The 19,326-nt window shown below is 69.9% G+C and carries 25 protein-coding genes; 22 read left to right on the top strand and 3 right to left on the bottom strand.

Features of this window, described 5'->3' with window-relative positions; genetic code table 11:
- The first annotated feature begins 4 nt into the window (after positions 1 to 4).
- From rplF to truA, 18 genes are all read left to right on the top strand, one after another.
- Positions 5 to 547, top strand: a complete 543-nt coding sequence (rplF, locus tag HS045_RS05260) for a 50S ribosomal protein L6 (protein ID WP_196450019.1) — start codon at positions 5 to 7, stop codon at positions 545 to 547.
- 2 nt (positions 548 to 549) lie between these two features.
- Positions 550 to 933 carry a 50S ribosomal protein L18 gene (gene rplR, locus HS045_RS05255; RefSeq protein ID WP_196450018.1) on the top strand — a complete coding sequence of 128 codons (384 nt, stop codon included), beginning with the start codon at positions 550 to 552 and terminating at the stop codon, positions 931 to 933.
- 61 nt (positions 934 to 994) lie between these two features.
- Positions 995 to 1,627: a 30S ribosomal protein S5 gene (rpsE, locus tag HS045_RS05250; RefSeq protein WP_068896548.1), complete on the top strand. Its 633-nt coding sequence runs from the start codon at positions 995 to 997 to the stop codon at positions 1,625 to 1,627.
- Between the two features lie 3 nt (positions 1,628 to 1,630).
- Positions 1,631 to 1,813, top strand: a complete 183-nt coding sequence (gene rpmD / locus HS045_RS05245) for a 50S ribosomal protein L30 (RefSeq protein ID WP_068896549.1) — start codon at positions 1,631 to 1,633, stop codon at positions 1,811 to 1,813.
- A gap of 1 nt (position 1,814) precedes the next feature.
- The gene (gene rplO / locus HS045_RS05240) at positions 1,815 to 2,270 is read left to right on the top strand and encodes a 50S ribosomal protein L15 (protein WP_196450017.1); all 456 of its coding nucleotides are present in this window, start codon (positions 1,815 to 1,817) and stop codon (positions 2,268 to 2,270) included.
- 175 nt (positions 2,271 to 2,445) lie between these two features.
- Positions 2,446 to 3,759, top strand: coding sequence for a preprotein translocase subunit SecY (gene secY, locus HS045_RS05235; protein WP_196450016.1), 1,314 nt, complete (start codon positions 2,446 to 2,448; stop codon positions 3,757 to 3,759).
- The gene (locus HS045_RS05230) at positions 3,759 to 4,409 is read left to right on the top strand and encodes an adenylate kinase (protein WP_196450015.1); all 651 of its coding nucleotides are present in this window, start codon (positions 3,759 to 3,761) and stop codon (positions 4,407 to 4,409) included. Before secY ends, HS045_RS05230 begins: the two co-directional genes overlap by 1 nt.
- 133 nt (positions 4,410 to 4,542) lie before the next feature.
- Positions 4,543 to 5,364 carry a type I methionyl aminopeptidase gene (map, locus tag HS045_RS05225; protein WP_196450014.1) on the top strand — a complete coding sequence of 274 codons (822 nt, stop codon included), beginning with the start codon at positions 4,543 to 4,545 and terminating at the stop codon, positions 5,362 to 5,364.
- A 37-nt stretch (positions 5,365 to 5,401) separates the two neighbouring features.
- Positions 5,402 to 5,842, top strand: a complete 441-nt coding sequence (locus HS045_RS05220; RefSeq protein WP_196450013.1) for a DUF1707 domain-containing protein — start codon at positions 5,402 to 5,404, stop codon at positions 5,840 to 5,842.
- 105 nt (positions 5,843 to 5,947) lie between these two features.
- On the top strand, positions 5,948 to 6,418 hold the full coding sequence (locus HS045_RS05215) for a hypothetical protein (protein ID WP_196450012.1): 471 nt from the start codon (positions 5,948 to 5,950) through the stop codon (positions 6,416 to 6,418).
- Between the two features lie 273 nt (positions 6,419 to 6,691).
- Entirely contained in the window at positions 6,692 to 6,913 is a 222-nt protein-coding gene (gene infA / locus HS045_RS05210; protein WP_012887858.1) for a translation initiation factor IF-1, read from the top strand.
- Between the two features lie 24 nt (positions 6,914 to 6,937).
- Positions 6,938 to 7,051 carry a 50S ribosomal protein L36 gene (gene rpmJ, locus HS045_RS05205; protein WP_003956441.1) on the top strand — a complete coding sequence of 38 codons (114 nt, stop codon included), beginning with the start codon at positions 6,938 to 6,940 and terminating at the stop codon, positions 7,049 to 7,051.
- A gap of 298 nt (positions 7,052 to 7,349) precedes the next feature.
- On the top strand, positions 7,350 to 7,730 hold the full coding sequence (rpsM, locus tag HS045_RS05200; RefSeq protein WP_068896556.1) for a 30S ribosomal protein S13: 381 nt from the start codon (positions 7,350 to 7,352) through the stop codon (positions 7,728 to 7,730).
- A 45-nt stretch (positions 7,731 to 7,775) separates the two neighbouring features.
- Complete coding sequence (rpsK, locus tag HS045_RS05195; protein WP_012887860.1) at positions 7,776 to 8,180, top strand: 30S ribosomal protein S11; 405 nt, start codon at positions 7,776 to 7,778, stop codon at positions 8,178 to 8,180.
- A gap of 20 nt (positions 8,181 to 8,200) precedes the next feature.
- Positions 8,201 to 8,827 (top strand): 30S ribosomal protein S4, encoded by a 627-nt coding sequence (gene rpsD, locus HS045_RS05190; RefSeq protein ID WP_196450011.1) that lies wholly within the window; start codon positions 8,201 to 8,203, stop codon positions 8,825 to 8,827.
- Positions 8,828 to 8,931: 104 nt separating this feature from the next.
- On the top strand, positions 8,932 to 9,948 hold the full coding sequence (locus HS045_RS05185) for a DNA-directed RNA polymerase subunit alpha (protein ID WP_196450010.1): 1,017 nt from the start codon (positions 8,932 to 8,934) through the stop codon (positions 9,946 to 9,948).
- Between the two features lie 142 nt (positions 9,949 to 10,090).
- A complete protein-coding gene (gene rplQ, locus HS045_RS05180; RefSeq protein ID WP_196450009.1) occupies positions 10,091 to 10,627 on the top strand; it encodes a 50S ribosomal protein L17 in 537 nt (178 codons plus the stop codon).
- Positions 10,628 to 10,706: 79 nt separating this feature from the next.
- Positions 10,707 to 11,663: a tRNA pseudouridine(38-40) synthase TruA gene (gene truA, locus HS045_RS05175; protein WP_196450008.1), complete on the top strand. Its 957-nt coding sequence runs from the start codon at positions 10,707 to 10,709 to the stop codon at positions 11,661 to 11,663.
- Positions 11,664 to 11,919: 256 nt separating this feature from the next.
- Here the strand turns inward: truA and HS045_RS05170 are convergent, their stop codons facing one another.
- From HS045_RS05170 to HS045_RS05160, 3 genes are all read right to left on the bottom strand, one after another.
- Positions 11,920 to 13,659, bottom strand: coding sequence for a hypothetical protein (locus HS045_RS05170; protein WP_196450007.1), 1,740 nt, complete (start codon positions 13,657 to 13,659; stop codon positions 11,920 to 11,922).
- 104 nt (positions 13,660 to 13,763) lie between these two features.
- A complete protein-coding gene (locus HS045_RS05165; protein WP_196450006.1) occupies positions 13,764 to 15,020 on the bottom strand; it encodes a hypothetical protein in 1,257 nt (418 codons plus the stop codon).
- A 35-nt stretch (positions 15,021 to 15,055) separates the two neighbouring features.
- On the bottom strand, positions 15,056 to 15,841 hold the full coding sequence (locus HS045_RS05160) for a CAP domain-containing protein (protein WP_196450005.1): 786 nt from the start codon (positions 15,839 to 15,841) through the stop codon (positions 15,056 to 15,058).
- 367 nt (positions 15,842 to 16,208) lie between these two features.
- Here HS045_RS05160 and rplM point away from each other — a divergent pair, with 367 nt between their 5' ends.
- From rplM to HS045_RS05140, 4 genes are all read left to right on the top strand, one after another.
- A complete protein-coding gene (gene rplM, locus HS045_RS05155) occupies positions 16,209 to 16,652 on the top strand; it encodes a 50S ribosomal protein L13 (RefSeq protein WP_196450004.1) in 444 nt (147 codons plus the stop codon).
- 71 nt (positions 16,653 to 16,723) lie between these two features.
- Positions 16,724 to 17,248 (top strand): 30S ribosomal protein S9, encoded by a 525-nt coding sequence (gene rpsI / locus HS045_RS05150; RefSeq protein WP_068896564.1) that lies wholly within the window; start codon positions 16,724 to 16,726, stop codon positions 17,246 to 17,248.
- Position 17,249: 1 nt separating this feature from the next.
- Positions 17,250 to 18,617 carry a phosphoglucosamine mutase gene (gene glmM / locus HS045_RS05145; RefSeq protein WP_196450003.1) on the top strand — a complete coding sequence of 456 codons (1,368 nt, stop codon included), beginning with the start codon at positions 17,250 to 17,252 and terminating at the stop codon, positions 18,615 to 18,617.
- Between the two features lie 126 nt (positions 18,618 to 18,743).
- On the top strand, positions 18,744 to 19,277 hold the full coding sequence (locus tag HS045_RS05140; protein ID WP_196450002.1) for a hypothetical protein: 534 nt from the start codon (positions 18,744 to 18,746) through the stop codon (positions 19,275 to 19,277).
- Positions 19,278 to 19,326 lie beyond the last annotated feature (49 nt).

The following is a 19,326-nucleotide window of genomic DNA, read 5'->3' as shown; positions in this document are numbered from 1 at the left end:
CAGCATGTCGAGAATCGGACGGCTGCCCATCCCTGTACCGAGCGGCGTCGACGTCACCATCGACGGTCGGGATGTCACGGTCAAGGGCCCCAAGGGCACGCTCTCGCACACGGTGGCGGAGCCGATCGAGGTCGCTCGGGCGGAGGACGGCACTGTCGCCGTCACGCGTCCCAACGACGAGAACAAGGTCCGCGCACTGCACGGTCTGTCCCGCACGCTCATCGCCAACATGGTGACGGGCGTGACCCAGGGATTCTCCAAGACCCTGGAGATCGTGGGCGTCGGTTACCGCGTCCAGGCCAAGGGGCCGACTCAGCTTGAGTTCGCCCTCGGTTTCAGTCACCCGGTGATCGTGGACGCCCCCGAGGGCGTCACCTTCCGCGTCGAGAAGCCGACGCTGTTCCACGTGGACGGCATCGACAAGCAGAAGGTCGGCGAGATCGCCGCGAACATCCGCAAGCTGCGCAAGCCCGACCCGTACAAGGGCAAGGGCGTGCGCTACCAGGGTGAAGTTATCCGCCGCAAGGTCGGAAAGGCTGGTAAGTAGGCATGGCTGGCAAGACTGCGTTCGGCAAGCACACGGCCGCCCGCGCCGTCTCGCGGGCCCGCCGCCACGGCCGAGTCCGCAAGAAGGTGGTCGGTACGGCCGCGCGTCCGCGCCTGGTCGTCAACCGCTCCACCCGACACCTGTTCGTGCAGATCGTCGACGACACCCAGGGCCACACGCTGGTGAGCGCCTCCACCATGGAGGGCTCGCTGCGCACGGCCGAGGGCGCCAAGACCGACAAGGCGAAGCAGGTCGGCGAGCTCATCGCTCAGCGGGCCAAGGCTGCCGGTATCTCCGCGGTCGTGTTCGACCGCGGTGGCAACCGCTACGCAGGCCGCATCGCGGCCCTCGCGGACAGCGCACGCGAAGGCGGGCTGGAGTTCTGATGACTCCGTCCCGAGGATCGCACCTGATGGCCCGTATGACGAATGAGAAGAGGAACCACTGATGGCCGGAGCTCCGCGTCGCGGTGGCGCCGCCGGTGGCGAGCGGCGTGACGGTCGTCGTGACGACCGCCGCGGTGGCAGCGCTGACAAGGGCGTCTCGTACATCGAGCGCGTCGTGAAGATCAACCGGGTGGCCAAGGTCGTGAAGGGTGGTCGTCGCTTCAGCTTCACCGCCCTGGTTATCGTCGGTGACGGTAACGGCATGGTCGGTGTCGGTTACGGCAAGGCCAAGGAAGTCCCCGCGGCCATCGCCAAGGGCGTCGAAGAGGCGAAGAAGCACTTCTTCCGGGTGCCCCGCATCCAGGGCACCATCCCGCACATCGTGCAGGGTGAAGAGGCCGCCGGCGTCGTCTTCCTGCGTCCGGCCTCGCCGGGTACCGGTGTCATCGCCGGTGGTCCGGTGCGCGCCGTGCTGGAGTGCGCCGGCATCCACGACGTCCTGTCCAAGTCGCTCGGCTCGGACAACCCGATCAACATCGTGCACGCCACGGTGGCCGCTCTGAAGGGCCTCAGCCGCCCCGAGGAGATCGCGGCCCGCCGCGGCCTGCCGATCGAGGACGTCGCCCCCAAGGCGATGCTCAAGGCGCGCGCCGAGGGCATCGCGGAGGCCGCGGCGGCGAAGGCGGTGAGCTAGTCGATGGCACGCCTGAAGATCACTCAGGTCCGCTCGAAGATCGGCGGCAAGCAGAACCAGCGCGACTCGCTGCGCTCGCTGGGTCTGAAGCGCATCGGCGACGTCGTCGTCAAGGAGGACCGCCCGGAGATCCGCGGCATGGTCTCCGTGGTGACGCACCTGGTCACCGTGGAAGAGGTCGACTGACATGGCAGAGAACACTCCGCTCCGCATCCACCACCTGCGGCCGGCTCCGGGCGCCAACAAGTCGAAGGTCCGCAAGGGCCGCGGCGAGGCGTCCAAGGGCAAGACCGCCGGTCGTGGCACCAAGGGCACGCGGTCCCGGAACACGGTCCCCCTCGGCTTCGAGGGCGGCCAGGTTCCGCTCCAGCGCCGCCTGCCCAAGTACAAGGGCTTCTCCAACGCCCTGTTCAAGACGACCTACCAGGTCGTCAACCTGGACCGGCTCGGCGAGCTGTTCCCCGAGGGTGGCGACGTCACCGTCGAGGCCATGGTCGCCAGGGGCGCGGTCCGCAAGAACCAGCTCGTGAAGGTCCTGGGAACCGGCGAGATCTCCGTGGCGTTGAACGTGCAGGCGCACGCCTTCTCCGCCACCGCCAAGGAGAAGATCGCCGCCGCCGGGGGCTCCGTCTCCGAGCTGTAGGCATCAATCACGTGGCGCGGGGGCCCTTCTGGGCCTCCGCGCCCGCGGTGCGTTAGAGTTCGCTGGACAATGAGTGTCAACTCATTTCCACGGACTCGTTGACTTGAGATACCAAGATGGATCACCCCCGCACCATCGCTGACCGACCTCGCCTTTCAGGCGCGCAGGAGGGACCGTGCTGACCGCGTTTACCCGAGCGTTCCGTACGCCGGACCTGCGCAAGAAGTTGCTCTTCACACTGGGCATCATCGCGCTCTTCCGTCTCGGCTCGGTTCTTCCGACTCCGGGTGTTCACACCGAAAACATCGCACTGTGCCTCAAGGAGGCGCAGGCCGGCGATGCGGGCAATATCTACGGGATGGTGCAGCTGTTCAGCGGAGGCGCGCTGCTGAAGCTGTCCATCTTCGCGCTCGGCATCATGCCGTACATCACCGCGAGCATCATCCTCCAACTCCTCGTCGTGGTCATCCCCCGCCTCGAAGCCCTCAAGAAGGAGGGACAGGCGGGCCAGACCAAGATCACTCAATATACGCGTTACCTGACGATCGGCCTGGCGATCCTGCAGTCGACCGCCTTCATCGCGCTCGCGCGCAGCGGCCAGCTCTTCCCCGGCTGCCGTCAGGACGTCCTGCTGGACAAGGACAGCGTCTTCACCATCGTGACCATGGTCCTGGTGATGACCGCCGGCACCGCCGTGATCATGTGGCTGGGCGAGCTCGTCACCGACCGCGGCGTCGGCAACGGCATGTCCATTCTGATCTTCACCCAGGTCATCGCGGTCTTCCCGTCCGAGCTGCTGAACATCGGCCGCCAGAAGGGCGCGTTCGTCTTCGCCGTGGTCATGGCCGTCGGCATCGCGATGATCGCCCTGGTCGTCATGGTCGAGCAGGCTCAGCGCCGGGTCCCGGTGCAGTACGCCAAGCGCATGGTCGGGCGCCGGATGTACGGCGGGACCTCCACGTACATCCCGCTGAAGGTGAACCAGGCCGGCATCATCCCGGTCATCTTCGCCTCCTCGCTGCTCTACCTGCCGCAGCTGGTCACGACCCTGTTCAGCGGCACGGAAGAGCCGAACGCGGTCGTGCAGTGGATCCAGCAGAACCTGGTCACCGGCGACACCCCGGCCTACATGATCACGTTCTTCCTCCTGATCGTCTTCTTCACCTACTTCTACGTGTCCATCACCTTCAACCCCGTTGAAGTGGCCGACAACATGAAGAAGTACGGTGGTTTCATCCCGGGTATCCGCCCGGGACGCCCGACGGCCGAGTACCTGAACTACGTGCTCTCGCGACTCACGGCTCCGGGATCGCTCTATCTGGGCCTGATCTCCATGGTGCCGATCGTCGCGCTGGCGCTGGTCGGAGCGAGCCAGAACTTCCCGTTCGGAGGCACGAGCATTCTGATCATGGTGGGTGTCGGTCTTGACACCGTGAAGCAGATCGAGAGCCAGCTGCAGCAGCGCAACTACGAAGGCTTCCTGAAGTAGTGCGCCTCGTCCTGGTGGGCCCCCCCGGAGCGGGTAAGGGGACTCAGGCCCAGTTCATCGCATCGAACCTGTCCATCCCGAAGATCTCGACAGGGGATATCTTCCGCGCCAACGTCTCGGGCGGCACGGAGCTCGGCAAGCTTGCCAAGGAGTACATGGACCGCGGCGACCTCGTGCCCGACGAGGTGACCATCGCCATGGTCCGCGACCGCCTCTCCGAGGACGACGCGCGGGACGGCTTCCTGCTCGACGGCTTCCCCAGGAACGTGCCCCAGGCCGAGATCCTGAAGAAGATGCTCGCGGAGTTCGGGGTCGCGCTGGACGTCGTCCTGGAGCTCGTGGTCGACGAGGACGAGGTGGTCCGCCGCCTCGCCGGCCGTCGTACCTGCGGCCGGTGCGGCCGGATCTGGCACGTCGACTTCGACGACAAGAAGGACGACATCTGCGACGCCTGCGGCGGCAGCCTCTACCAGAGGGACGACGACAAGGAGGAGACCGTCCGGCGTCGTCTGGAGGTCTACCAGGAGCAGACCGCTCCGCTGGTCTCGTTCTACGCGGAGGAGAAGATCCTCGTCGGGGTGGACGCGGCCGGTCCGGTGGAAGAGGTCACCCGTCGCGCGATGGAGGCCCTGGCGCCCCACGTCGGCTAGCGGTTCTCATCCGGCACGCCACCCGCGGGAAGCACCCCGCGGGTGGCGTGCTGTCGTTAGGAGAAGTCTTCTCGGGCACAATCGGGAATTGGGCTCCCGAATCGCCCGTTCAACCACCCCAGGGGGTGCATACGTGTTCAAGAAAAACCGACACGGGATCCAGATCAAGACACCGGAGCAGCTGGAGAAGATGCGTGCCGCGGGCCTGGTGGTCGGGCGGACGCTGCAGCTGCTCAAGGAGAGCGTCCAGCCGGGCATGACGCCGCTGGACCTCGACGCGATCGCGGAGAAGGCGATCCGGGCCGAGGGCGCGATCCCCTCCTTCAAGGGCTACCAGGGCTTTCCCGCGACGATCTGCGCGTCGGTCAACGACGAGGTCGTGCACGGGATCCCCGGTGACCGCCGGAAGCTGCGCGACGGCGACATCATCTCGATCGACTGCGGCGCCATCCTGGACGGCTGGCACGGCGACTCGGCCGTCACGGTCCCGGTCGGCGAGGTGGATCCCGCGCTGACCGAGCTGATGCGGGTCACCGAGGAGGCGATGTGGCAGGGCATCGCCGCTCTGAAGCCGGGTGGTCACCTGTCCGACGTGGGCCACGCGGTGGAGAAGTACGTCCGCGCCCAAGGCCGTTACGGCATCCCGCAGGAGTACGGCGGGCACGGGATCGGCACCGAGATGCACATGGACCCCTGGGTCGCCAACCACGGCAAGCCCGGCAAGGGGCCCAGGCTGGAGGTGGGCATGTGCTTCGCGGTGGAGCCGATGGTCAACCTGGGCACCGCGCGGACCAAGGTGCTGGCCGACGACTGGACCGTCGTCACCATCGACGGCAAGCCCTCGGCGCACTTCGAGCACAGCGTCGCGGTGACACATAATGGACCGTGGGTGCTGACCGCGCTCGACGGGGGCAGGGAGCGGTTCGCCGACGTGCTGGGAGAGAACGCGGGCTAGCGGCGACGCTGCCCGCCGTGGTGAGCGGATGTGAGCGATGATGGCGGCTGGTCCGCAGATGCGGGCGTCGGACGACGACAGGGACAGGATCGCCTCGGTGCTCCGTGAGCACTACGCGCAGGGGCGTCTCACCGTCGAGGAGTTCGACGAGCGGCTCGAACAGCTCTACGCGAGCAGGACGTACGGCGAGCTGGCCACGCTCACCTCCGATCTGCCCGACGTCGACCTGCGCGCCATGCGGGAGGTCTCCCCGCGTCCCCCGAAGCAGCCGGAGCGCGGCGAGAACGGCCGCCTGGCCGCCATGTGGGGTCCCTGGGCCTTCGCGGTCACCGTCAACTGGACGATCTGGTTCGCCATCGGCATGGGGAACGACTTCGACTTCCCCTACCCCTGGCCGCTGTGGGTGATGGGGCCCTGGGGCGCGATCCTGCTGGTCGCGACCGTTCTGATGAAGGCCGGCGGCGATCGTAAGCCGTAATAGTGCACGCTCGGCGGCGAGTGTGCATTCCTCCGCAGAAGGACGGACCGGAGCTTCCTAACGTGAGCGGTGTCCGAACGACGGACCCCGTCACAGGAGGAAGACATGAGCAAGGCCCGCACCCTTCTCGCCGCCACCGTCCTCGCCGGCTCGCTCGCCGCGGGTCTGGCCGCGGTCCCGGCCCAGGCCGCGACCGCCGGAACGGCCACGGTCGCCGCCTTCCAGGAGGCGCAGGGATCGAAGCACTTCTTCGGCCCGTACCACTCGACGTTCGGCGGCGGCGAGGGCTTCGGCAAGCGCTCCTACTTCAAGGGCTACTGGATCAAGCAGGACGGCCGCTACTGGTTCCACGGCGACCTGTTCGACCGGGACCGCGACCGCGAGTACAGCTACGTCTGGTTCAGGTGGCACGACAAGTTCGGCGTCCACACCAAGTACTACAAGACGTTCGGCAGCCGGCACTTCACGAAGTTCGGCGGCTTCAAGAAGAGCAGCGGCTTCGACGACTTCAAGATCCGCGTCTGCGAGGGCGACGACCGCTTCGACGACTGCGGCGGCTGGGGTGACGCCTTCTAGGCGCGGCCGGCACGGCCGAACGGCACGAGCCCACCGGTGACACGGTCACCGGTGGGCTTTCCGCTCGTCCGAGCGGTATGATGTCCGGTGGTTGTGTCGAGCGTCGGCCGTCGGTTTCGCATTCCATCGCCCGGTGCCGTACAATCCTTCTTCGGTTCACTATGACCATTGCGCCTCAGCGGTGTCGCTACCGCCGCCTCTCCTGGAAGCGCATGGTCGCGGCTGCTTAGTGTTCCGAAGCCTCAGACGACCGATCAGTGAAACGCGAGGGACATGGCCAAGAAAGACGGCGCCATCGAGATCGAGGGCACTGTGGTTGAGTCGCTCCCGAACGCAATGTTCCGGGTTCAGCTCGACAACGGCCATAAGGTCCTGGCCCACATCAGCGGGCGGATGCGCATGCACTACATCCGAATCCTTCCCGACGACCGGGTCGTCGTCGAACTGAGCCCCTACGACCTCAGTCGTGGGCGGATCGTCTACCGATACAAGTAAGCGTCTGAGGGACGAATAAGGACTATGAAGGTCAAGCCGAGCGTCAAGAAGATCTGCGACAAGTGCAAGGTGATCCGCCGGCACGGTCGCGTCATGGTGATCTGCGACAACCTGCGCCACAAGCAGCGTCAGGGCTAGTCGCCGAAGAAGGTCTCACGGGGTCCGCTCGAAAAGGGGCGGACTCGATGCATGTGGGGCCCATCGGGTGAAGGCGGTCCCGCCGGTCCGGTGCGGAGAGCGGAGACGCTCCCCGCGGTGGAGCGGGGAGGCGGACCCCGCCCGGAAGAACGGTAATCGCGTTTCACACCTGCGCAGGCGGCCGCCGAGGCCGTACCCCGCAGGAGACCCCTGGTCGGAGGCCGGGGCCCTCACCCCGGGCATGGGGAGGGGCGGTGAAGCGTAGGACCTCCGCCACAAAGAAGGAGAATGCCCGACCATGGCTCGCCTGGTTGGCGTCGACCTCCCCCGCGACAAGCGGCTGGAGATCGCTCTCACCTACATTTTCGGAATCGGCCGCACGCGCGCGCTCGAGACCCTGAAGGCCACCGGCGTCAGCGGCGACCTCCGGGTTCACCAGCTCACGGACGAAGAGCTCGTGCCGCTGCGTGACTACATCGAGGCGAATTTCAAGATCGAGGGTGACCTCCGTCGCGAGATTCAGGCCGACATCCGCCGCAAGATCGAGATTCAGTCCTACCAGGGCATCCGGCACCGTCGCGGTCTTCCCGTGCACGGCCAGCGCACGCAGACCAACGCGCGCACCCGCAAGGGCAAGAAGAAGACCGTCGCCGGCAAGAAGAAGCCCGGTAAGAAGTAGTCCGCGCAGCCGCAGGACCGAAGACCTCAGGAGTGAAGGCAAACAATGCCTCCTAAGAGCCGCCAGGGTGCACCGAAGAAGGTGCGCCGCAAGGAAAAGAAGAACGTCGCTCACGGGCACGCCCACATCAAGAGCACGTTCAACAACACGATCGTTTCGATCACCGACCCGAGCGGGAACGTGATCTCCTGGGCCAGCGCCGGCCACGTCGGGTTCAAGGGCTCTCGCAAGTCCACCCCGTTCGCCGCGCAGATGGCCGCCGAGAACGCCGCGCGCCGCGCCATGGAGCACGGCATGCGCAAGGTCGACGTCTTCGTCAAGGGCCCGGGTTCCGGCCGCGAGACCGCCATCCGCTCGCTGCAGGCGACCGGCCTGGAGGTCGGGTCCATCCAGGACGTGACCCCCGTGCCGCACAACGGCTGCCGCCCGCCCAAGCGCCGTCGCGTCTGAGCCCCAGGAGAAGATAGAAAATGGCTCGTTACACGGGTGCGGACTGCAAGCTCTGCCGTCGGGAGAAGGTCAAGCTCTTCCTCAAGGGCAAGAAGTGCGAGTCCGCGAAGTGCCCCATCGAGATCCGTCCCTACCCGCCGGGTGAGCACGGCCGCGGCCGTCCCAAGGAGTCGGAGTACCAGCTCCAGCTCCGGGAGAAGCAGAAGACCCGCCGCATCTACGGCGTCCTCGAGAAGCAGTTCCGCAACTACTACGAGGAAGCCAACCGCAAGGGCGGCAAGACCGGCGAGAACCTCCTCCAGATCCTGGAGAGCCGTCTCGACAACGTGGTCTACCGCGCCGGCTTCGCCGAGTCCCGCGACGCCGCCCGCCAGCAGGTCCGCCACGGCCACATCCTGGTGAACGGCAAGAAGGTCGACATCCCGTCGTACCGCGTCCGCGAGCACGACATCGTCGAGGTCCGCGAGCGCTCGCGCAACCTGCTGCCCTACGAGGTGGCGCGCGCCACCGCCGGCGACAAGACGTTCCCGGCGTGGCTGGGCGTGGCCCCGGAGGCCATGCGCATCCTGGTCCACCAGCTCCCGGTCCGTCAGCAGATCGACACCCAGGTCCAGGAGCAGCTGATCGTCGAGCTCTACTCCAAGTAGCAGCTCACCCGCACAGGTGCCGTACGGTTCGCCGTACGGCACCTATGCTGTTGTTACCGAGCGGCGTCAAATAGCGGGCGCCGCACGTCAAGGGGAGAACCCACATGCTGATCGCTCAGCGCCCGACCCTCCTCGAGGAGAGCATCGAGGAGACCCGCTCCCGGTTCGTCATCGAGCCGCTGGAGCCCGGCTTCGGCTACACCATCGGCAACTCGCTGCGGCGCACGCTGCTGTCGTCCATCCCGGGCGCGGCCGTGACCAGCATCCGCATCGAGGGCGTGCTGCACGAGTTCTCGACCGTCCCGGGGGTCAAGGAGGACGTCACCGACATCATCCTGAACCTCAAGGAGCTGGTCGTCTCCTCCGAGCACGACGAGCCCGTGGTCATGTACCTGCGCAAGCAGGGCCCCGGGGACGTCACCGCCGCCGACATCGCGCCCCCGGCCGGTGTCGAGGTGCACAACCCCGAGCTGCGCATCGCCACGCTGAACGGCAAGGCGAAGCTGGAGATGGAGCTGACCGTCGAGCGCGGTCGCGGCTACGTCTCCGCGGCGCAGAACAAGCAGCCGGGCCAGGAGATCGGGCGCATCCCGATCGACTCGATCTACTCGCCGGTGCTCAAGGTCACCTACAAGGTCGAGGCGACCCGTGTCGAGCAGCGCACCGACTTCGACCGCCTGATCCTGGACGTCGAGACCAAGGCCGCGATGAAGCCCCGCGACGCGGTGGCCTCCGCCGGCAAGACCCTGGTCGAGCTGTTCGGCCTCGCCCGCGAGCTGAACGTCGAGGCCGAGGGCATCGACATCGGCCCGTCGCCGACGGACGCGGCCCTGGCCGCGGACCTGGCGCTGCCGATCGAGGAGCTGAACCTCACGGTCCGCTCCTACAACTGCCTCAAGCGCGAGGGCATCCACACCGTGGGCGAGCTCGTCGCGCGCAGCGAGCAGGACCTGCTGGACATCCGCAACTTCGGTGCGAAGTCCATCGAGGAGGTCAAGCAGAAGCTGCACGAGATGTCGCTGGCGCTCAAGGACTCCCCGCCCGGGTTCGACCCGACCGCGGTGGCCGGCGGCGGCTACGACGACGACGACAGCGCGTACGTGGAGACCGAGCAGTACTGACCCCGCGGGGACTCCGTCCCCGTGATCCCCCGGAGGGCGCGCCCTCCGGGACCGATCGCCACGCGGGAGTCGCAGGCGACTCCCGCGGCCCGACCCCGGTACCTGGTACGGCCGGGGCGGGTTCACTCTCAAGGAGAACGAAATGCCCAGGCCCACCAAGGGTGCCCGTCTCGGCGGCAGCCCGGCCCACGAGAAGCTGATCCTGGCGAACCTCGCCACCCAGCTGTTCCAGCACGGCCGGATCAGGACCACCGAGGCGAAGGCGAAGCGCCTGCGCCCGCTGGCGGAGAAGCTGATCACGAAGGCGAAGAAGGGCGACATGCACAACCGTCGCCAGGTGCTGACGGTCGTCCGCGACAAGGGTGTCGTCCACCACCTCTTCACCGAGATCGCCCCGACCTTCGCCGAGCGTCCCGGCGGTTACACCCGGATCACCAAGGTCGGCCTCCGCAAGGGCGACGCCGCCCCCATGGCGGTCATCGAGCTGGTGTCCGAGCCGCTGAACACGGTCCGCGTCGCCAAGGCTCCGGCCGCCGCCGAGGCCCCGGCCGCGGAGAAGGCCGAGGCCCCCGCCACGCAGGAGGCCGAGGAGACCGCCGAGGCCCCCGCCGCGGAGAAGAACGACGAGGCGACCGAGGCTCCGGCCGAGGAGACCGAGGACAAGAAGGACAACGCCTGATCTCTCAGGCTGGGTGAACGGGTCCGGCATCCCCGCATCGGGGGTACCGGGCCCGTTCCCGTTCTCCGGGAGGAACAACGTGGTACGGCTGCGCCTGGATCTCGCCTACGACGGCACGGACTTCTCCGGCTGGGCCCGGCAGCCCGGCAGGCGGACGGTCCAGGGGGAGATCGAGGAGGCGCTCGCCAGGGTCCTGCGGCTCGGTGAGGCCCCCGCGCTGACCGTGGCGGGCCGGACCGACGCCGGGGTGCACGCCCGCGGGCAGGTGGCGCATCTCGACGTGGACGAGGAGGCGCTCGCGGCGGTGGAGGGCCGCGCGAGGTCACGCGGGCAGGGGCGGGCCGAGGGGGTCGGGCAGGCCGGGGCCGCCGAGGTCCGGGGAGCGCGGGAGCGGGTCGAGGAGCGGCTCTCCGCCCTGCGCAGGAGGCTTGCCGGGGTCCTCCCCCCGGACGTCAGGGTTCATCGCGTCACGGTGGCCCCTGAGGGCTTCGACGCGCGGTTCTCCGCGCTGTCCCGCCGGTACGCCTACCGGGTGTGCGACGCGCCGGGGGGCGTGGATCCGCTCCGCCGCCGGGAGGTCGTCTGGTACGCCCGCCCGCTCGACCTGGACCGGCTCAACACGGCCGCCGCGCGACTGCTCGGCGAGCACGACTTCGCGGCGTTCTGCAAGAAGCGCGAGGGCGCGACGACGATCCGCGAACTGCAGCGGCTGGACTGGGCCCGTGAGGGCGGCGAGGGGGGCGAGGGCGGGGTCCTGGTCGCGACGGTGGTCGCCGACGCCTTCTGCCACTCCATGGTGCGGGCGCTGGTGGGATCGCTGCTGGCGGTCGGGGAAGGGCGTCTCGGGGTGGAGTGGCCCGGGCAGGTGCTGGCGAGAGCCGTACGGGACTCCGGGGTGCATGTGGCGCCGGCGCACGGGCTCTGCCTGGAGGAGGTGCGCTACCCCGGGGCGGAGGAACTGGCCCTGAGGGCCGCGCTGACCCGCCGGGTACGCGTGCCGAGGGCTGAGGCGGACGGCCTGCGCGCCGGGGGCTGAGGCCGCTCCCGGGGGTGCGCGGTCCGCTGTGTGCCGAGGGCCGCTCCCGGGGGTGCGCGGTCCGCTGTGTGCCGAGGGCCGCTCCCGGGGCGGATGGGCCGCGATGCGCCGGTGCACGCACGGGGTGGGACGGCTCCGTCGGGTGTGCGCCGGGTGGTTCTGCCAGAGGTACGCGCCGGAGGGTACGCCGGCTGCTTCCGCCGGAGAGGCGGGTCCGGCGGCGGGGCCGCCCCTCCGGCGTGCGGGGCGGGTGCCGTCAGCGGGTCAGGCGGTGCTCGACGACCTTGGAGGTCTGGTCGCGGAAGGCGCCGCTGAGCTTGCCGAGGCTCTTCTCCTTCGCGGTGGGGGTGTGGCCGTCGGCGAAGGTCGCGTAGCTGAACACGATGTAGCGGCCCCATACCAGTCCGGCCGCGTAGCCGCCCGCGATGTGCATGCGTTCGGCCCCGCTGCCGGAAGCGCCCCGCAGGCCGCGGAACCACAGGTTCTTCTCGAGGTTCTTGGCCTGGTCGACCTTGACGGCCGACTCGCGGGTGGGCAGGACGGCGACGCCCGTGGTGACGGCGTACTTCTTCTTGCGGTCGACGTAGGTGGCCCGCAGCACGCGGCGGCAGTCGCCGTTCTCGAGCGCGGTGGCGAACGTGCCCGCCGCCGTCTTGTCGCAGTCCTGGGTCAGATGGGTCTTGACCCGGGTGAAGGTGGTTCCGGCGATGGTCACCTTCTTGGCGAAGGCGTCGGCGAGGGTCATCTTGCCCGGGTCGGTCAGCTCGGAGTTGAGCAGCGTGGTGTCGATCAGCTCCTCGGTCGGGATGTTCTCGGGGCTCTCCTCGATCGGGTCGCCGGTCACCGGCGCGGCAGTGGGCCGGACGGGCTGCGGATCGGCCGCGTTGAACGACCGGTAGGCGAAGAAGGCGCCGGTGCCGATGCCGCCGATCACGACCGCGACCGCGGCGGCCACCAGGATGATCCTGCCCCGGCCGGGGGCCGGGGGCGCGGCGGCGGGAGGCGCCGGCGGGGCGGACACGGTCGCCGTGGGCGGTTCGAACGGACCGCGCTCCACCACCGGGTCGTCGGAGACGGGGAGCCGCCCGGAGGGAGGAGACGGCGGAGGCGGGAACGGCGGGGGGAGGGGCGGGAAGCCGCCCGGAGGGGTCGGCTGGTCGGCGGGAGACGGAGCCGGGCCGGACGGCGGAAGCGCCGTGGACGGGATCACCTGAGGACCGGACGCGGACGGCTGCGCCTCGGGTGGTGCGGTGCGCCCGGCAGGGGAGGGCGGAGACGGAGGTGAGGGCGGTGCGGCGTGCCCGGCGGTGGGGGGCTGCGATGGGGGCGCAGGTGGTGCGGCGTGCCCGGCGGTCGGTTCCTGCGGTGCGGTCGTCGCGGCGGGGCCGATCTCCTGCGGGTCCGCGACCGGGGGGACGGGCTCCTGCGGATCGGGCACGGCGGGAGCGGGGACGCGGACGTCGACGGTGTTCTCCGGATTCTCGCTGACGGGCGGGCCGAGGGGGGACGATCGGCCGACGGGGCCGACGGGGCCGACAGGACGGGCCTCCTCGTCGGAGTCGGGCCAGGACAGTTCCTCGACGGGCTCTCCCGTGGCCGCGGGCCACGGAGGGGGCACGGGAGCGTCCGCGGCGGGTGACGGCCACACCTGGATGCCGGCGGCGGCGGCGGTGAAGGCGGGCGGAGGCTGCCACGCCGGGGCGGCGGGTCCGTCCGGGACGGGGGCGAGGACGTCTTCCTCCCCGGCCCGGGTGAGCCGGTCGTAGGAGGTCCCGCCGTCACCGGGGGCCGTCCAGGGCCGGCCGGCCGCGGGCTCCGGCCGCACGGGAGGGACGGCGGGAGGGACGGCGGGAGGGACATGGGACTGCTCGCCTTCGGCGAGATCGACCCGCGGCACCTGCGATGAAGGCTGGCCGAAGCTCGGCGGCGGCGTCGCCGGTACGACCGAACCGTCGGTTTCGCGCTCGTGCTCGGATCCGGATTCCTGGCCACGCATACCTGGCAGCGTAGCGATAGCCGGAGATCGGCATGTGAGTATGGGTGTTCCTGGCCGGATCGCCCGCCGGTTTTATGCCCGAAAAGCCCCGAATGGGGGAGTGTTCACGGGCGCCTTCCGGTCAGTGAACGGGACTCCAGCGCGGGGGTGACGGTCGCGTCGGCGACCCCGAACGCGGCCGCGTTGAGCTTCTTGGCCTCCGCCTTGCTCGGCAGGTGGCCGTCCTTGTACTGGAACCAGACCAGGATGGCGTAGTGGCCGTGCCGCCATCCTCCGACGAAGGCGTCGCCGGTGCCCAGGAGTTTGGTGAGCTTGTCCTTGCCGGGCAGCACCTTGAGGTATTCCCGGGACTTCTTCCCCCGGGCGGCCTTGACGACCTTCGCCGCGGCCGACGAGGTGTCGAGGTTGGCGACCCCCAGGGTTCCGATGATCTTACCGGAGGAGTCGCGGAAGCTGGCGCGCAGGAGCTGGTTGCACCTGCCCGCGGCGAGGGCCTTCTGCAGGCCGGAGCCGACGGCGGCGTCCTTGCACTTCTTGTCGCTCCTGCGGACGGTCATCAGGTAGGTCTGGCCCTTGTGCCGGGCCTTGCGGCTCTTGAAGAGCTCGTCCAGGGTCAGCTTGCCCGGATCGGTCTTGCGGGCCTCGGCGAAGCCGTACGTGCCTCCGGGATTGGCGGGGATCACGGGCCTGGTGGCGGACGGTGCCGGGGCGTCCGCCGCGCCGGCCGGGGAGTCGTCGCCGGAACTGGCGAAGACGGCCAGCCCGATGCCGCCCGCGATGAGCATGCCGATCACGCCGATCGCGACGAAGGTGGGCAGGAGCGCGCGGAGGCCGTCCTCATAAGGGCTCCACGGCTGCTTCTGCTTCTTGGGCCGCTTCTGCTCCGCGGGACGGGCCGGGGGCTGCTGCGGACGCTCCGCAGGGCCGGGCGTCTCCTGCGTGAACGCCGCAGGGCCGGGCGTCTCCTGCGTGAACGCCGCAGGGCCGGGCGTCTCCTGCGCGAATGCCGCAGGGCCGGGCCGTTCCTGCCCGGACCGCTCCCGTTCGGGCCGCTCCTGTCCGGGCGGGGCCCACCCGGGAGGCGCCTGCCGTCCGGGCGCCCGCCGCGGAGACTCCGGGGGCGCGGAGCCGAAGCCGGCGGGGGACTGCGGGCGCGGGCCCTGCGCGGGCGGGCCGAACCAGCCCTCACCCTGCCCGCCCGGCTGCCCATCCGGCTGCCCGCCGTCCTGTCCGCCCCTCTGTCCGCCGGCCTGGTCGTCCCAGGGGGACGGCGGCTGCGGTCCGCCGGGCTGGAGCGGCGGCTGCGGCCCGCCGGGCTGGACGTACGGCTGGCGGCGCGGAGAATCACCGGGAAAACCCATGCGCTGAGATTAACTCCGTATCAGGGCGGATCAGTTCATGAATACCCGAAGTCCTGGGTCCACCAGGGACCGCCGGGCCCTTCCACGACCCCGACGCCGGTGGCCGCCAGCGCGCAGTTGAGGATGTTGCGCCGGTGGCCGGGGTTCGCCATCCAGCCGCGCACCGCCTCCTGTGCGGAGGCGTAGCCGCGGCCGATGTTCTCGGCGCCCCCGTCGCGGTAGCCGGCGGCCTCCATGCGGTCCCAGGGGGAGCCGCCGTCCGGGGAGTCGTGCGAGAAGGCGTCGCTCAGCGCCATCTCCGAGGAGTGCGCCCGCGCCGACCGGGCCAGCCGCCTGTCGATCCGCAGGGGAGCGCAGCCGGCCCGGCGGCGCTCGATGTTGGTGAGCCGGACGACCTCGCCCTCCATCGCGCTCAGCGCCGTGGCCACGCCGTGGCCGCCGTCATCCCCGCCGCCGTCTCCGCGCAGGACGTAGCCGGGGTCGTCGTGGGTGGAGCCGTCGATGACGTTGCGCGGGCCGTCGGAGGCGCGCGGGAGGGGACGCCGCTGCCGGGAGGCGGAGGGGGAGGCGGCGGGGGCGGGACGCGTGACCCGGTGCAGCGGGACGCGCTCGTCGGGCGAGTCGCCCGGCTCGGTCGTGAGGGCGGACGAGGGCTCGGCGGGGCCCGCCTCGTTCAGGTAGACGTGGCCGGGGGCCTCCTCGTGGCGGCTTTCCCGGCCGAGGAGGAACCCGAGGAACAGGACGGCGGCGAGGCAGGCGAACAACCCGGCGCGGCGCAAGGCGGCCCGCTGGGTATGCCCGGGGTAAGGGGACTGCCACATACGGCTATCAACGATAGAGATGTTGAGATAGGTGAAGAAGGGAATGTCGGGAACGAGTTGCAAACGTTCGGCCGGGCGCCGCCCGGTGTCGGCCGGACGGCCGTCCCGCCCTCCCCCCGCACGGTAGACTGGCCGGGAAGGCCGGTCCGGGGCGGTGTCGTTTTGACCCTCTCTCCTCCAGGCCTGTATTCTGCATATTCGTTGTGTGCGAATCGGTCTCCTCTGCAGACCGATACGCGGCGCGTCCGGCGTCATCTCCTCGCATCTAGGGAGACGGAAGGTCCGGGCTGTCGTGCGCCCGCACCTACCGACCATGTCGCTGTCGCCTCCGACAGCGCCGAGATGCGATCAAAGAAGGCATACGACCGTGCGCACGTACACACCCAAGCCTGCTGAAGTCGAGCGTCAGTGGTATGTCATCGACGCCACCGACATCGTGCTCGGCCGGCTGGCCAGCCACGTCGCGATCCTGCTTCGCGGTAAGCACAAGCCGATCTTCGCGAACCACGTCGACACCGGCGACTTCGTCATCGTCATCAACGCCGACAAGATCGCGCTGACCGGCAACAAGCTGGAGCAGAAGAAGGCTTACCGTCACTCGGGCTACCCCGGCGGTCTGCGTTCCGTGACCTACGCCGAGCTCATGGACAAGCGTCCCGACCGCGCCGTTGAGAAGGCCGTGAAGGGCATGCTGCCCAAGAACGCCCTCGGCCGGAAGATGATCAAGAAGCTCAAGGTCTACGCCGGCTCCGAGCACCCGCACCAGGCTCAGCAGCCGGTGCCGTTCGAGCTCACCCAGATCGCCCAGTAGTCGTACGAGCTGCCCATCCGCAGCAGCGCCGGCCGACGGCCGGCGCCGAGTAGGAAAGTTTGAGGAGAACCGTGGCTGAGCCCACCGGTGTCGAGACGCCCGTCGAGGGCGAGCTGGACGACTACAACGCGGAGGAGTTCCCCTCCGAGTACACCAGCGAGTCCTCCGCCGCCGCCGGCGGCGAGGCCGTGCGCAAGCCCATCACCGTGGGCAACTCGTACGGCACCGGCCGCCGCAAGGAGGCCGTCGCCCGCGTGCGCATCGTGCCGGGCACCGGCAAGTGGACGATCAACGGTCGCCCGCTTGACGTCTACTTCCCGAACAAGGTCCACCAGCAGATCGTCAACGAGCCCTTCGTGACGCTCGGCGCCGAGGACCAGTTCGACGTCATCGCCCGCATCGACGGCGGCGGCGTCACCGGCCAGGCCGGCGCCCTGCGCATGGGCCTGTCCCGTGCGCTGGCCGTCCTGGACGTCGAGGTCAACCGCGCGCCGCTGAAGAAGGCCGGCTTCCTGACCCGTGACGCCCGCGCCACCGAGCGCAAGAAGTACGGTCTCAAGAAGGCCCGTAAGGCCCCCCAGTACAGCAAGCGTTAAGTTGGGGCGCCTTTTCGGCACCGACGGGGTACGTGGGGTCGCGGGTCGCGACCTCACGGCCGAGCTCGCCATGGACCTGTCCGTGGCCGCAGCTCATGTCCTCGGCGACGCCGGGGCGTTCAGCGCCGCCGACGGGCGGCCCGGTTCCTCACCGGGCCGCCCGATCGCCGTCGTGGGCCGCGATCCCCGCGCCTCAGGAGAATTCCTGGAGGCGGCGGTGGTCGCCGGTCTCGCGTCGGCGGGCGTGGACGTCCTCCGGCTCGGCGTGCTGCCCACCCCGGCGGTCGCGTACCTGACCACGGCTCTCGGAGCCGACATGGGCGTGATGATCTCCGCCTCCCACAACCCCGCCCCGGACAACGGGATCAAGTTCCTCACCCGCGGCGGCTTCAAGCTGCCCGACGCGGTGGAGACCGAGATCGAGCAGCGCCTCGGCGAGCAGTGGGACCGCCCCGTCGGCGCCGCGGTCGGCCGCGTGCGCGAGGCGTACGGCGAGGCCGACCGTTACGTCTCCCACGTGCTGTCCACCCTGCCCGGCCGGCTCGACGGCCTGAACGTCGTCCTCGACTGCGCCCACGGCGCCGCCCACGTGGTGGCCCCCGAGGCGCTCATCCGGGCCGGGGCGAAGGTCGAGACCATCGGCGCCCGCCCCGACGGGCTGAACATCAACTCCGGGGTCGGCTCCACCCACCTGGACAAGCTCCGGCAGATCGTGGTCTCCCGCGGCGCGGACGTCGGGATCGCCTACGACGGCGACGCCGACCGCTGCCTGGCGGTGGCGCACACCGGAGAGGTGGTCGACGGCGACCAGATCATGGCCGTGCTGGCCGTGGCCATGCACGCCGAGGGCCGGCTGGCGGGTGACACCGTCGTCGCCACGGTCATGTCCAACCTGGGCTTCAAACTGGCGATGCGGAACGCCGGGATCGACGTGATCGAGACCGCGGTCGGCGACCGCTACGTCCTGGAGGCCATGCGGGAGGGCGGCTACACCCTCGGCGGCGAGCAGTCCGGGCATGTGATCATGCTCGACCACGCCACCACCGGGGACGGGCTGCTGACCTCGCTGCACCTGCTGTCGGCCGTGGTCCGCGAGGGCAGGCCGCTGGCGGAGCTGGCCTCGGTGATGACCCGGCTCCCGCAGGTGCTGGTCAACGTCAAGGGCGTGGACCGCGCGAAGGCCTCGGTGCCGGAGCTGACCGCGGCGGTGGCGGCGGCGGAGGCGGAGCTCGGCGAGACCGGCCGGGTGCTGATCCGGCCGAGCGGCACCGAGCCGATGATCCGGGTCATGGTCGAGGCGGCCTCGGCGGAACAGGCCGAGCACCTGGCGGACCGCCTGGCGGACGTCGTCCGTACGGCCTGCGGGTGACCCCCGTGAGCAGGACCGGCGCCCTTCGCGGGGGGCCGGTCCCGCTCCGGCGGAAGGGCTCCGGAACGTTCCCGGGAGACGGGGCCGCGTTGACGGGCCGACCGCTGGTTCGACATATTTGTCGCCATGGTCTCTCTACGTCCCCTCGCCGGAGTGGTCCTTGCCTCCGCCCTTCTGACCGGTTTCACCGCCGCGCCCGCCGGTGCCGCCACGCCTTCCACGACCGCGACGGTCTCCTGGTCCGAGTCGGCCGGGACGGCGACGACGGCGGCGGCACGGCCGCGCAACGGCAGGATCCTCTACGACCGCATCAGCGGTGGTCAGGGCGTCCTGAAGGTCAAGAACGGCACGTCCAGGGACGCGGTCGTCACCCTCGTCCGCGGGAAGAGCAAGGCGATCAGCGTCTACGTCCGGGCCCGGTCGACCGCGAAGGTCAACGACGTCCGTGACGGCACCTACCGGATCTTCTTCACCAGCGGCTACCGGTTCAGCGTCTCCAAGGGCCGGTTCGCCCGGGGCGCCTCCTACCAGAAGTTCGACGACCGGCTGAGGTTCACCACGACCTCCTCCAGCGCCACCATCTGGACGCTCACCCTCAACCCGGTCAAGGGCGGCAACGCCCGCACCAGCGGCGTCAACCCGAAGGACTTCCCGGCCTGACCGCCTGCTCCCCGCCCCCGCCCCCGTCCGCGCGAAGCGCGGTGCGGCG

This window comes from Planomonospora sp. ID82291 (assembly GCF_015711645.1).
Taxonomy (GTDB): Bacteria; Actinomycetota; Actinomycetes; order Streptosporangiales; family Streptosporangiaceae; genus Planomonospora.
Note: the sequence above shows the minus strand (reverse complement) of the source record. Positions and strands in the feature narration are given on the sequence as shown.